The organism is bacterium (genome assembly GCA_035307765.1).
Lineage (GTDB): Bacteria > Sysuimicrobiota > Sysuimicrobiia > Sysuimicrobiales > Segetimicrobiaceae > Segetimicrobium.
The window spans coordinates 24650-37110 of the sequence record DATGHU010000008.1; the positions used below are offsets into that span (position 1 = coordinate 24650).

General features: G+C 65.5%; 17 protein-coding genes and 1 tRNA gene. 17 read left to right on the top strand and 1 reads right to left on the bottom strand.

The window, feature by feature from the left end; all coding sequences use genetic code 11:
• Positions 1-17: 17 nt before the first annotated feature.
• The 17 genes from VKV57_03210 to VKV57_03290 all read left to right on the top strand — a co-directional run bounded on the left by VKV57_03210 (position 18) and on the right by VKV57_03290 (position 11807).
• On the top strand, positions 18-914 hold the full coding sequence (locus tag VKV57_03210; protein ID HLW58916.1) for a CoA ester lyase: 897 nt from the start codon (positions 18-20) through the stop codon (positions 912-914).
• Entirely contained in the window at positions 914-1315 is a 402-nt protein-coding gene (locus tag VKV57_03215) for a PspC domain-containing protein (protein HLW58917.1), read from the top strand. Before VKV57_03210 ends, VKV57_03215 begins: the two co-directional genes overlap by 1 nt.
• Before the next feature lie 108 nt (positions 1316-1423).
• Positions 1424-1993 carry a class I SAM-dependent methyltransferase gene (locus VKV57_03220; GenBank protein HLW58918.1) on the top strand — a complete coding sequence of 190 codons (570 nt, stop codon included), beginning with the start codon at positions 1424-1426 and terminating at the stop codon, positions 1991-1993.
• A 34-nt stretch (positions 1994-2027) separates the two neighbouring features.
• Positions 2028-2726 carry a (d)CMP kinase gene (gene cmk, locus VKV57_03225; GenBank protein ID HLW58919.1) on the top strand — a complete coding sequence of 233 codons (699 nt, stop codon included), beginning with the start codon at positions 2028-2030 and terminating at the stop codon, positions 2724-2726.
• Positions 2707-3342, top strand: a complete 636-nt coding sequence (locus VKV57_03230; protein ID HLW58920.1) for a lysophospholipid acyltransferase family protein — start codon at positions 2707-2709, stop codon at positions 3340-3342. Before cmk ends, VKV57_03230 begins: the two co-directional genes overlap by 20 nt.
• An 83-nt stretch (positions 3343-3425) precedes the next feature.
• Positions 3426-4268, top strand: a complete 843-nt coding sequence (ispH, locus tag VKV57_03235; protein HLW58921.1) for a 4-hydroxy-3-methylbut-2-enyl diphosphate reductase — start codon at positions 3426-3428, stop codon at positions 4266-4268.
• A 38-nt stretch (positions 4269-4306) separates the two neighbouring features.
• Complete coding sequence (der, locus tag VKV57_03240; protein ID HLW58922.1) at positions 4307-5644, top strand: ribosome biogenesis GTPase Der; 1338 nt, start codon at positions 4307-4309, stop codon at positions 5642-5644.
• Between the two features lie 15 nt (positions 5645-5659).
• Positions 5660-6259, top strand: coding sequence for a glycerol-3-phosphate 1-O-acyltransferase PlsY (gene plsY, locus VKV57_03245; GenBank protein ID HLW58923.1), 600 nt, complete (start codon positions 5660-5662; stop codon positions 6257-6259).
• 1 nt (position 6260) lies between these two features.
• Positions 6261-7322 (top strand): ketopantoate reductase family protein, encoded by a 1062-nt coding sequence (locus VKV57_03250; GenBank protein HLW58924.1) that lies wholly within the window; start codon positions 6261-6263, stop codon positions 7320-7322.
• A 13-nt stretch (positions 7323-7335) separates the two neighbouring features.
• Positions 7336-7412, top strand: a tRNA-Pro gene (locus tag VKV57_03255).
• 109 nt (positions 7413-7521) lie between these two features.
• A complete protein-coding gene (locus VKV57_03260; protein HLW58925.1) occupies positions 7522-7860 on the top strand; it encodes a cupin domain-containing protein in 339 nt (112 codons plus the stop codon).
• Between the two features lie 113 nt (positions 7861-7973).
• Entirely contained in the window at positions 7974-9221 is a 1248-nt protein-coding gene (locus VKV57_03265) for an FAD-dependent monooxygenase (GenBank protein HLW58926.1), read from the top strand.
• 387 nt (positions 9222-9608) lie between these two features.
• Positions 9609-10226 carry a hypothetical protein gene (locus tag VKV57_03270; GenBank protein HLW58927.1) on the top strand — a complete coding sequence of 206 codons (618 nt, stop codon included), beginning with the start codon at positions 9609-9611 and terminating at the stop codon, positions 10224-10226.
• Between the two features lie 89 nt (positions 10227-10315).
• Positions 10316-10696 carry a type II toxin-antitoxin system RelE/ParE family toxin gene (locus VKV57_03275; protein ID HLW58928.1) on the top strand — a complete coding sequence of 127 codons (381 nt, stop codon included), beginning with the start codon at positions 10316-10318 and terminating at the stop codon, positions 10694-10696.
• An 89-nt stretch (positions 10697-10785) separates the two neighbouring features.
• A complete protein-coding gene (locus tag VKV57_03280) occupies positions 10786-11079 on the top strand; it encodes a helix-turn-helix transcriptional regulator (protein HLW58929.1) in 294 nt (97 codons plus the stop codon).
• A 49-nt stretch (positions 11080-11128) separates the two neighbouring features.
• Entirely contained in the window at positions 11129-11557 is a 429-nt protein-coding gene (locus VKV57_03285) for a hypothetical protein (GenBank protein ID HLW58930.1), read from the top strand.
• A gap of 67 nt (positions 11558-11624) precedes the next feature.
• Positions 11625-11807, top strand: coding sequence for a hypothetical protein (locus tag VKV57_03290; protein HLW58931.1), 183 nt, complete (start codon positions 11625-11627; stop codon positions 11805-11807).
• Between the two features lie 282 nt (positions 11808-12089).
• Here VKV57_03290 and VKV57_03295 read toward each other — a convergent pair.
• The coding region (locus VKV57_03295; protein ID HLW58932.1) for an integrase at positions 12090-12461 on the bottom strand (372 nt) is incomplete at its 5' end.

Below are 12461 nucleotides of genomic sequence, written 5' to 3' on the forward strand. Positions count from 1 at the left end.
GCACGTTCATCCTGCCCATGACGGGCGTCCCATGGGTCCTGCGTAGTCTCCTCTTCGTTCCGGGAAACCGCGCCGACATGATTGCGAAGGCGGGGCGCTACGGCGCGGACGCCATCATCCTGGATCTTGAAGATGGGGTGGCGCCGGAGGAGAAGGATCAAGCGCGCCGCGTGGTCCGTGCGGCATTGGACGCCGGACTGCCCGGCAAGCCGGTTGTCTGGCTCCGGGTGAACGGCGCGGCGAGCGGCCTCTTGGAGATGGACCTCCGGGAAGGATTCCGGCCGGGTGTGGTCGGGGTGTGCCTTCCGAAGTGTGAGACCGGGGAAGACGTGCTGACGGTCGACGTCCACCTGCGGATTCTCGAGACCGCGCACGGACTCTCGCTCGGGGAGACCCGGCTGTTGCCAATGATCGAAAGCGCGCGAGGTGTGGTCAATGCGAGCGCGATCGCGTGCCGCCACCCGCGGGTGTGCGGCGTGGGATTCGGCGCTGAGGATTACACAGCGGATCTCGGGGTCGTGCGCACACGGCAGGGGGAAGAGATCGCCTATCCAAGAGCCGCGGTGAGCGTCGCTGCCCATGCCGCCCACGTCGAGGCTGTGGATGGGATTTTTGCGGATTTTCGAGACGCGGAGGGGTTGCGGGCGGACACCGCGGCCGCGCGCCGGCTGGGTTATACCGGCAAGATGGTGATCCACCCAGCGCAGATCGCCCCCGTGCACGCAGCGTTCACGCCGGGCCCGGAGGAAATCGCCCACGCGCAGCGGGTGGTGAACGCATTTGAGGAGGCCCGCTCCCGCGGATCGGGCATCGTGGTGGTCGACGGCGCCATGGTCGATCGCCCCGTCGTCCTGCGAGCGCAGCGTACGCTGGCGATCGCGGCCCGATCGAGGCCGGCGGGCGGCGAGAAATGATGCCGGGAGGGCGCCTCTTCCGGTCGCGCAGCGATTCATTTCTCCTAGGGGTGTGCGGCGGCCTGGGGAAGTACTTTTCGGTCGACAGCAATGTAATCCGGTTGGCGTTCGTCCTCTTGGCGACCTGGAATGGCCTGGGGGTGTTGCTGTATCTGGCGACCGTGCTGATCGTGCCCGAGGAATCCGCGAGCGAGGCGCCTCCGCCCTCCCCGGCGCCTGGGCAAGAGGAGACCCGGCGGATGCGCATGCTGGGCTGGTTGCTCGTCCTCGCGGGGGGGTACCTGCTTCTTCGTACCCACCCATTGTTCCGACCGATCCTGCAGGACCCGATCTTCCCGGTCGTCTTGATCCTGGGCGGCCTCGTGCTTCTGTTTCAGCGGGGAGGGTTCCGGCAGCGGTGAGGGGAGCGGGGCGGACCCCTGGGCGGATCCGCAGAACCGGGACCCACCCCGGGCCGCCCACACGGCCGCACCGCGGCAAGCCGTCACATCTTCGAGCGTTCGCCGCCCGTGCGTGACGAGCGGGGAATCTGGGACGCTCGGTATGCGTCGGGTGACCGGCGGCATGATGCGGGGCCCGCGGCGCTCCTGGCGTCCTGGATTTCCCGATGGCCCATCGGCCGCGCGTTGGACGTTGCGGCCGGGTTGGGGCGGCACGCCTTGTTCCTCGCCCGTCGCGGGTGGACCGTTGACGCGGTCGACATCTCGGGGGAAGGACTTCGGATCCTCCGCCGGCGAGCGCAAGCGGCGGAACTTCGAGTGGGCCTGATCCTGGCCGACCTTGACCGGTTCGAGGTCTGCGACGGGGTGTACGATCTGATCGTCCAGACCTTCTATTTCCAGCCCCGGCTCATCCCCCGGCTCTGGCGGTGGCTGCGCCCCGGCGGGGCGGTGTATTTCGAAACTCACCTGGCCGTCCCGGATGATCCATGCCACAGTCGGTATGCGCTGCCGCCCGGGGAGGCGCGCCGCCTGTTTGCCCGTTGGGAACTCCTTGACTACGCGGAGGGCCCGACGACGGAGGGGGAGCGGGAAATCGCCACGGCGCGTCTAGTCGCGAAACGCCCGGACCACACATAGGAGCGGTCGCCGTCCGCGCCGAATCCGTGGCGGCGTGGAAGCCCCCCCGACTGCGCTCGCGGTCGCCATCGACGGCCCGATGGGCTCAGGAAAGAGCACGGTCGCGCGCGAAGTCGCTCGTCGCCTGGCATTTCGCTACGTCGACACGGGCGCCATGTACCGCGCCATCGCGGTCGCGGCCGTCCGCCGCGGGGTTCCTGTCGATGACCCCGCCGCCCTCGCTCTCCTCGCCCGCACCACGACGCTCACGGTTACCCCGGGGTCCGATGGTGCGTCGCGCGTCTTGCTCGGCGGGGAGGATGTCACCTCCGAACTCCGGAGCGTGCAGGTCAATCAGATTGTCGCCAAGGTGGCTCGTGCCCCCGGAGTGCGAGAAGTTCTCAGCGCGTTACAGCGCTCGATGGGGAGCCAGGGGAACGTCGTGATGGAGGGCCGGGACATCGGGACCGTTATCCTTCCGGACGCCGCGGTCAAGGTGTTCCTGACCTGTTCCCCCGAGGTGCGCGCCAGGCGGCGCCAGCAGGAGCTGGCGGCGAGCGGGACGCCGATGTCGTTGCAGGCGGTGCAGCGGATTCTGGAGGAAGACGATCGAGCGGCGACCACCCGCGAAGTCGCTCCCCTGCGGGTGGCTCCGGGAGCCGTGGTCATCGACAGCTCCGGACTGACGGTGGAGGGGGTCGCCGACCAGATCGTCGCCTTGGTGGAGCACGCGCGTGGTCTTCGGGATCTCTAGGGCGCTGATCCGGATCGTCCTCCGGATGCTGTGCGGTTTCCGCGTGGAAGGCCGTGAGCACGAGCCCCCCTCAGGTCCGGTGATCATCGTGAGCAACCACGTCAGCGACCTGGACCCGCTGGTGGTCGGATCCGCGGTTCGCCGCCGCTGCCGCTTCATGGCGAAGATCGAACTGTTTGGTCCGCCGCTGCTGCGGTGGTGGGTCAGCGCATGCGGGGCGTTCCCTGTCCGCCGCGGCGCCCCGGACCGTCAGGCGTTGCGGACGGCGCGCGCCATCTTGGAACGGGGAGGGGTGTTGGTGATGTTCCCCGAGGGGACCCGCGGGACCAACAGCCGGGACCTGCGGCCTCCCGAGCCGGGCGCGGCGTTGCTCGCCTTGCGCACCCACGCCACCATCTTGCCCGTTGCCGTGATTGGGACCGACACCGTACTCCCCCGGGGTGCCCATCGGTTGTCACGTGGCGTGATTCGGGTCCGGATCGGACCGCCCATCCGAATGGCGGGTTCCGAGGAAACCGCAGGCGGCACGAGAGCCGACCGGGACCGAATTGAGGAGGTGGGCCGGCACTTCATGGGGATGATCGGCGCGCTGCTCGCGGACGCCGACCCGTCCTAGCCAAGGGGGCGGGCTCGACAGGGGAGGGGTTTGCCCCTATCATGATGAAGAGTGGGCGCCCCGCGGCACCCCGGAGGACCTGCGTGAAAATCATTGTAGCCAAACACATGGGTTTTTGCGGTGGCGTGCGTCGCGCCGTCGACATCGCGCAGAAGACGGCGCGGTCCGCGGGAGGGCCGGTGCAGACGCTGGGGCCTTTGATCCACAACCCCCAGGTGGTGCGCCGGCTGGAAGAGGCCGGGGTCAAGGTTGCCGAACGCCCGCAGGATCTGGGCGGGATGGCGTTCGTCGTCTCCGCTTACGGGGTCGAGCACGCGGTGTTAGAAGAAGCCCGGACGAAGGGGATGGCGGTCGTGGACGCGACGTGTCCCGTGGTGATCCGGGCGCATGCCGTGACCGAGAAACTGGCCGCCGAAGGATACCAGGTCATCGCGGTGGGCGACCACGGCCACCCGGAGATGGTCACGCTCAAGGAGTTGCTGGGCGACCGGGTCACGGTCGTGCACACTCGCGAGGAGGCGGCTCGCATCAAGCTCACCGGGAAAGTCGGGGTGGTCTCGCAGACCACCCAATCCCAAGAAAACTTCCGCCAGGTCGTGGGGGATCTGGCGCTTCGGGTACGCGAGCTCAAGGTCCTCAACACGCTCTGCCCCGCGATCACGGTCCGCCAGGAAGAAGCGGATGAGATGATCCCGCAGGTCGATGCGCTGCTCGTCATCGGCGGGCACGGAAGTTCAAATACGACCCGGTTGGCCGAGATGGGACGCGCCCGGCAGCTGCCCACCCACCATATCGAGACCGCCGACGAGATCTCCCCCGAGTGGTTTGAGGGGGTTGACGCGCTGGGGGTCGTGTCGGGCGCCAGCACCCCGGATTGGATCATCGAAAGCGTGCTCCTGCGGCTTCAGGAGTTGGGAGGGTCCTGATCGTCGGGCCCCGTCCCGGCGCGCCGACTCCCACCCCCATGGGGCTACCCACCGTCGCCATCGTCGGCCGCCCTAACGTCGGGAAGTCTTCGTTGTTCAACCGGCTGCTCAGCCGCCGCCACGCGATCGTGTCCGACGTCCCGGGGATCACCCGGGATCGCCTTGAAGCACCGTGCCGGTGGCGGGGCCGCGAGTTTCTCCTGGTCGACACGGGAGGCCTGGTGCCGGGAGACCCTGAACCCCTCGTGGTGCAGGTGCGGCGGCAGGCCGAGCGCGCGATCGCCTCCGCCCACGCCGTGCTGTTCGTCGTCGACGCGGTCACGGGGCTGACCCCGCAGGATGAGGAGATCGCAGACGCGCTCCGGCGGGGACGCCGTCCGGTCATGGTGATCGCCAACAAAGTGGACACCCCGGCCCTCGCGGCGAACGCGTACGAATTCCACGCCCTGGGGTTGGGGGAGCCGATCATGGTGTCCGCCACACACGGGCTGGGCATCGGCGAGTTGTTGGACGCCGTGATCGGGATCCTCCCCGACTCGGTGCTCGCGGAGGCGCCCGAGGAAACCGTGGGGGTCGTGTTCCTGGGCCGCCCGAACGTGGGCAAATCCTCGCTGGTCAACGCGCTGCTCGGCGAAGAGCGCGTGATCGTCGACGCGCGACCGGGGACGACACGCGATGCCATCGACATCTCGCTTCGGTACGACGGCCGGCCGGTGACGGTGATCGATACGGCGGGGTTGCGCCGGCGGAGCCGGGTGGTCGCGGGGGTCGAATACTACAGCACACGACGAACCCACGACGCCCTTTCCCGCGCGGACGTGGCCGTTCTGGTCGTGGATGCCGTTCAGGGGATCACGGACCAAGATCAGCGGATCGCCCGGACCGTGTACGAGGCGGGGCGCGCGAGCGTGATCGCTGTCAACAAATGGGACCTCCTCAGCGGGTATACTCCCGAGCACATTCATCGCGTCGCCCAGCAGGAACTCCGATTCCTCGGGGAAGTGCTGGTGTGCCTGACGGTTGCCGTTCGGGGCGAGGGGATCTCCCACCTGATGGCGGCGGTGTTCCGCGCCGCGGATGCCCGGGCCACGCGGATCGCGACCGGGCCCCTCAACCGGCTGATCGACGAGGCGGTCCGCGCGAACAATCCGCCCGCGAATGCGACCGGGCGGCACCTGCACATCTACTACGCGACGCAACCCACCACCAAACCGCCGGCATTTGTCCTCTTCGTCGACGACCCGAACTTGCTCACCGACGGATATCGCCGCTACCTGGAGGGCCGGATGCGGGCCACGTTTGATCTCGCCGGAACGCCCGTGCGGTGGGTCCTCCGCAGGAGGAGACCCCCGGCCCCCGCACGAACCACGCGGTGACCCGAGGAGGGGCGGATGCTGCTCGCGGTCGTCGTTGCCAGTTATCTCATCGGTTCCATCCCGACCGGACTGATCGTGGTCCGTCTCCTGACCGGTGAGGATATCCGCCGCCACGGCAGCGGCAACATCGGGACGGTCAACGTGCTCCGCGTGGCCGGCGTCGCCACCGCCGCGGTCGTGCTCGCCGTCGATATCCTCAAAGGCATGATCCCCGTCCTCCTGACCGCGCGGCTCGGCGTATCGGCGTGGACCGTCGTTGCCTGCGGTCTCGCGGCGATCGCCGGACACAACTGGTCGGTGTTCCTGGGATTTCAAGGGGGAAAGGGGATTGCGACCTCGTTCGGCGTTCTCCTTGGGCTCTCGTGGCCCGCCGCCGGGGTCGCCGCGGCGGTCTGGGTGGTCGCGGTCGCGGTCACCCGGTATGCCTCGCTCGGCTCGCTGCTGGGCGTGGTCTCCGTCCCCATCACCCTTTGGCGGGCGCGGCAGCCGGTCGAGTACGTGTACTTTGGGGTCATCGCCTCGCTCTTCGCGATCTATCGCCACCGGGCCAACATCCAGCGTTTGGTGGCGGGAACCGAGTTGCACATTACCGATCGAGAGTCCCTCAAAAAATAAGATGCGAGTGTTGTGCTTCGGAGCCGGGGCGATCGGATCCCTGGTGGGGGCCCGGTTGTCGCTCTGTGGCATCGATGTCACCGTTTTTGGCCGGCGTGCGCACGTCGCGGCGATCCGCACCCACGGCCTGATCCTTGAGGCGCCGCACGAACGGCTGGTCTGCAAAGAGATCGACTCTATCACGACGCTCGACGATCTCGCTGCCCCACCCGACCTCGTCCTGCTGACCGTGAAAGCCTATGATACCCGCGCCGCCCTGGAGATCCTCCGCCCGGTGCTCCACGCGGGCGTGCGGATCCTTTCGCTGCAAAACGGCATCGGCAATGAAGAGTTGATCGCGACGGCGGCCGGCGCTCATCGGACGGTCGCGGGGAGTATCACGATCAGCGCACGATGTCCGCGGCCGGGAGTGGTCCGACAGAATAGCGAGGCGGGGGGTATTGCCGTGGCGCCCGTGGACCCCCGGCAGGATTCGGCGGACCTGGTCGCGCTCTTCAAAGGGGCGGGCCTGTCGGCCCAATATCACCGGGACTTTCGGGCGATGAAGTGGAGCAAGCTCCTCCTGAATATGTTCACCAACGCCACCGCGGCGATTTTGGATCTGCCTCCGGTTGAGGTGGTCGACCACCCTAAGCTCTTTCGTGTTGAGCGGGACGCGTTTCGCGAAGCCGGCCGTGTGATGCGTGTGCTCGGGCTTCGCCCGGTGACGTTGCCTGGGTATCCGGTCCCCCTATGGCAGGCCGCGGTCGCCGCGCCTCCCTGGATGATCCGGCCCGTCCTCCGCCGATACATTCGCAGGGGTCGGGGCGAGGAAAGGCCTTCGCTGTGGCATGATCTTCATCGGGGTCGGCCCCAGAGCGAAGTGGAGGTGCTCAACGGCGCCGTGGTGCAGGAGGGAGGCCGGCTGGGGGTACCGACGCCGGTCAACGCTGTGTTGACCGAAGTCCTCATCGGTCTCGCCGGTGGACGTCAGGACCCCGCTCAGTTTCGACACCGACCGGAGGCGCTGCTCGCACTGCTCAACGGGGGGAGCCGTGGTGCGGCCCCGCCACAGGTGCTATAATGGCCCCGAGAGACGGGCCGTAGCGCAGCTTGGTAGCGCACCTGAATGGGGTTCAGGTGGTCGCCGGTTCAAATCCGGCCGGCCCGACCATGTTCTAAAGGGTTTCCGCGCGATGACCGTTTCCGACTCGGCCGCTTGTGCCTTACTCGTGCCTTAACAGGCAGGGCTGAATGAGCGTAAATCGCGAGGGAGGCAGCACATGGAACGCATCAAGTGGCAGGATGTCCCGGCCGAAACGCCCGAAGGGATGCCGGGAGTTCGAATCCACTGGGTCATCGATAAGACCCGAGGCGCTGAGAACTTCGCTATGCGCGTCTTTGAGGTGGCGCCGGGGGCCAGCACGCCGTATCACCACCATTGGTACGAGCAGGAGATGTACTTCCTGGAAGGAGAGGGGGTCGCGGTCTCTCCGCAAGGCGAACAGCTGCTGACGCCCGGGAACGTGCTTTGGGTCCAACCCGAAGAACCCCACGCGATTCGGAATACGGGGTCCGTGCCGATGAAGTTTATCTGTTGCGTGCCCACCAAAAAGTCCTAAGAACGGCTGGGCCTGCGGGCCATTTCGCACAACCCGGCTAGTGCAACTCTGCGAGCTTTGTGCTCGGCGAATCTCGCGAAGCCTTCACGACGGTCTTCGCGGCCAGGAGCATCATGCGCGTCGCCGTGATGGGTGGCTCGCTGGGCGGGTTGAATGCCGCCGTCTGGCTGCGAGACGCGGGGTGCGATGTCGAGGTTTACGAGCGCTCGCGTTCTCCACTCGAAGGGCGCGGCGCGGGCATTGTTCTCCATCCGGCAGTACTCCGGTATTTCACGCGACATCGAGTCCTAGACGTCCGCCGAATCAGCGCCCCCGTCCAATATGCTCGCTACCTCGCACGCGCGGGGACAGTCGCCCACGAGGTGCCCGCCCGCTACCGATTCACGTCATGGACGGCCCTCTACCAAGCGTTGCTCCGCAGTTTCGACCGCGAACGTTACCACCTCGGCGACGAAATCCTCGGATTCGAGGACGATGCTGGTGGGGTCAATGTTCGCCTTGGGGGCGACCAGTGCATTCGATGCGATCTGCTGGTCTGCGCCGATGGCATCATGTCGACTGCCCGACAGATCCTGCTCCCCAGTACCACGCCGCAGTATGCTGGTTACGTCGCGTGGCGAGGCACCGTGGAGGCAGAGGAACTCGCACACAACACCTGGGCGAGCTTGCAGGATGCCGTCACCTATTTCCTACTGCCGAACAGTCACATTCTCGCCTACCCTATTCCCCGCATCGACGACATGCCGACGTCCGCTCGACCGATCAACTGGATTTGGTATCGAAACGTCACGCAGGGTCCCGATCTCGATGATCTCATGACCGATCCTGATGGTTTCCGCCACGCCGTTTCCATGCCTCCCGGGCAGTTGCGCGACACCTACCTTCGGGATCTCCGAGAGGCCGCACGCGACCTACTTCCATCTGCGCTCGCTGAAATGGTCGCCAGGACCGCGAGGCCGTTCCTCCAGGTGATCGTAGATGTTGAGGTGCCCCGGATGGCGTTTGGCCGAATCTGTCTTATCGGCGACGCCGCGTTCACGCTTCGGCCGCACGCGGCCGCCGGTACCGCAAAGGCAGCCGAGGACGCCTGGCAACTCGCGCAGGCCGTGATCAAGTTCGACGACGTCGTGGCGGCGCTTGAGGGGTGGGAACCCGGTCAACTTACGCTTGGCCGGCAGGTCCTAGCGCGATCACGCGAGGCCGGAAGGCGCCTGCAGATCGAAGGAACCTGGCGGGTCGGCGAACCGCTGCCCTTCGGGCTGTATAGGGTGGGCGACAGCAGCCAAATCGACCTCGACGACCCGCCCGCGCCTGCGACAGGAACAAATCAGCGCACCTCTACGCCGAGGTCTTTGGGATGACGCGGGTATCAAAACTCTTGGTACTGGCGGGACTCTTGCCTTAGATTTGCCTTGAACGGAGCGCCCGGCTGGCTGTAGGTCTTCGAGGTCGACCTCGGCTAACAACTCACCGATCGGCCGCTTGAAATATCGTTCCAGTCGTTGCACAACCGGCGACTCAGGATTGGGTCGCCATCTACCGGACTCCAGATGCCCGAGATATGACGAATCACAGCGCAGATCGTGCGCCAGGGCCGTTCGCGGCGTTTTCCGGGACCGCCGCAGGAACTCAAGCAAGGTCATGCCGGCCGACCCCCTTTCTTGTTCCTGAACCTGCGCCCATGGTTAACTTGTGTTACTCGCAATGGAAGACAGCCAAGTAACATTTAAGGGTCGCATGGAGGCGAGATGCAAGTAACGCGGGACGAATCCCGACTCATTCGGGCGGCCATCCACTTCGCGAATCTGCAGCGTATCACGTCACCAGAGCAGGTCGAGGCGATGTTCTTTCAGTTAGGACCCCAGCAGACGGGCCCTACGTTCAAAGCCCTCAGCCTCTCCCCCATCTCGGCTGAGGCCGCGATCGCTGCCTTTCGTGATAACGACCAGGCCGAGCTACGGCGCTGGCTTACGGAGATTGCCGAGCGCGGTGTCGCTGCGCGCGACCGGATTCGGGACGAGGTCAACGTCCGCCTTCGGGCCGTGAACGTGCATCCGATCTTCGACGGGAGACGGCTTCGGCTTGAGGTGTGGCCCAGCAGCGGCGTGCAGGCTGCCTATGCGTATGCAGTGGCGATGATCCTGGACGACGAGCGGGGACTCACGAACCGACTAGGGCACTGCCCCGGCCGATCACCGATGCATCCGTGCGGCCGGTTTGTGTTGACGCTCGAGGGGCGCCCGCGGCGATTCTGCAGCGTTGCGCACCGGCTCGCCTGGAATCGCGCCGATGCCAAAGAACGGGTCTGGAGATCGCGCCATCCCGGGGAGGGCCCTCGTCCAGTGGGTCCTCGAGGGAGTGCGTAGAGCCCCCCAAACCGACCCTTCACCTCTCGGATCCTGCCCCTTACTCCGCCTTGCACAGAATTAGCATATATGCTAATATGGTCTAGACCGTGGAATCACGCCTAACCTGGTCCACCGTCTTCTACGTCGCCCCCTCCGGGCGCGCACCGGCCGAGGAATGGCTGGACGGGCAGGACGAGGAGGTCCAGGAGCGGGCCATCGCGTTGCTGCAGGTCCTTCGGGGGCAAGGTGGGCGGCTGGGGATGCCCCACGCGAAGCACCTGCGCGGGAAGGTTTGGGAGTTGCGCTTCCAGGCGCGCAGCGGAGCGTACCGGCTTCTGTATGCGGCCATGAGCGGGCAGCGTATCCTGGTCTTGCATGGGTTTCGGAAGGCGACCCGGGAGACGCCGCAGGGGAAACTGAGAACCGCCGAGGTCCGGCTGGCGGAGTTCGAGCGATCGGACAGGACAGACAGACCGAAAGGGAGGTAGCGGCCATCATGGGACGCAGGCGACGATCTGCTGTGAGCACCACGGGGTGGGAGGAGAAGGTACTAACTCGTCCTGGGGCGGCCGAGCGCGTGGCGCAATACCGAGCCGAGGTCGAGACGGGCCGCTTCGTCGAACAGTTGGTAGAGGCTTCGGGGAAAACACAGCGAAGCATCGCGGCGCTGGCGCGGGTGCCGGAGCCGAACCTCACGAGGATCAAGCGTGGGGAGATCCTGCCGTCGCTGGATACGATCGCGCGGCTGACCTGGGCGGCGCTCGGCACCGGCCTTGAGCTGAGGCCTCAGGGCCGTCGGTCGAAGAAGGTCGAGCCGATCGTCCTGCGGTTCGCATCCCGGCGGCAGAAGGGAATGGTTGCGCAGGGTTAGCCGGGCGGCATGGTCCCATTCGGAGTATTACGATACGGGGAGGTCGCCGTTGAAGTATTACATCCAGATCACCGCGTTCGCGCCCGACCCGGCCGACTGGGCCAAGGGCGAGAGACAACGGGACGAACTCCTTACTGAGCACAAGATTCATGTGGAACGCAAAGGCGATGATCTCGGCTTCATCGTGGCAACAGCTGATATCGAGGCTGATTCGCCAGAGACAGCAGCACGGCAGTTGATTCTTCAGATCAAATCGGCGAAGGTGATTCGTGACCAGGAGGGCGCATTGGTCGACGCCACATGGCACGATGACGGAGGTCACAAGCACAATCTGCCACTTGATCCTCTCGCGGCGTCAGTTGCATGGACCGTCGGCAGAAAGGGCCCGGGAACACCGTCCGGAATTCCGGGCGAAGACAACCCGCAACGGCGCCAGTATGAAGGTGGGCCCAAGTTCGATCCCAAGGAGCCTTGGTGAGAATCTCTTGTGTCTTCCTCGTGCACGGCGGCGACGGAAGATGGACCCGGAAGAAGCGGGATGAGAGGTGAAAAACATTAGCAGCCAATCTTCGACGGGGCAAACATCAGTCGTCCTGCTACCTGCAGAATTCCTTATCGACTACGGCAAGGGCGCGTTTCTCGGTGAATGCCTGGTCCCACTCCGCGGGGACCAGCTCTGCATGGACGAGAAAGGCAACGTGTACATCCAAATCGTCACGCACGACTGATTAGTAGCCCCCCGGTGTTCGATAGTCGAGCTTGTGCCTTCCTCGTGCCAAAACAGGACCAAAATCGGCCCACCAGACCCGAACAGACCCCACGAAACCCAAGATAGGGGAGGGCCGCAAAACGCAGGTGCTGCACGGCTTTCCGCATGATTGCCGCGTCTTCGCGGTGTTCGCTAAGAAGCCCGAAGCATAGATGGGGTTCAGGTGGTCGCCGGTTCAAATCCGGCAGGACCGACCAAAGCAACATGGGTCCAGCCCGGAGACATAGGGAACACTTTGTACCTAGGACATGGGTAACACTTTCGGCCCAACCGGATTGTCGAGCGGTTCAAGCACGCGCGTCTCCAGATCAAGGTAGCCCAAGTCATAATCCATAAAGCTGACCAGCCAGATGCCGTCGTGCACTTCTTTAATGCCGACGGCTTGTCCCGCAAAGACCTGGCTGAGATTGATTTTGGCCGTGCGCAGACAGATGCGCCCGCACTGCGTGCCCACGATGGTTTTGTCGTGGAGCGGATAGTCGATATCTGGTAAGCCCGTGTAGGGACGTGGAGACGGATGGTAGACTTCGGCCGGACATTTCATGTTCAGCGCTTCGTGCGGGCGTTCGGTGTTGAAGATGTCGAGAAATTTGTCAACGCGGGCCTGCTGCTG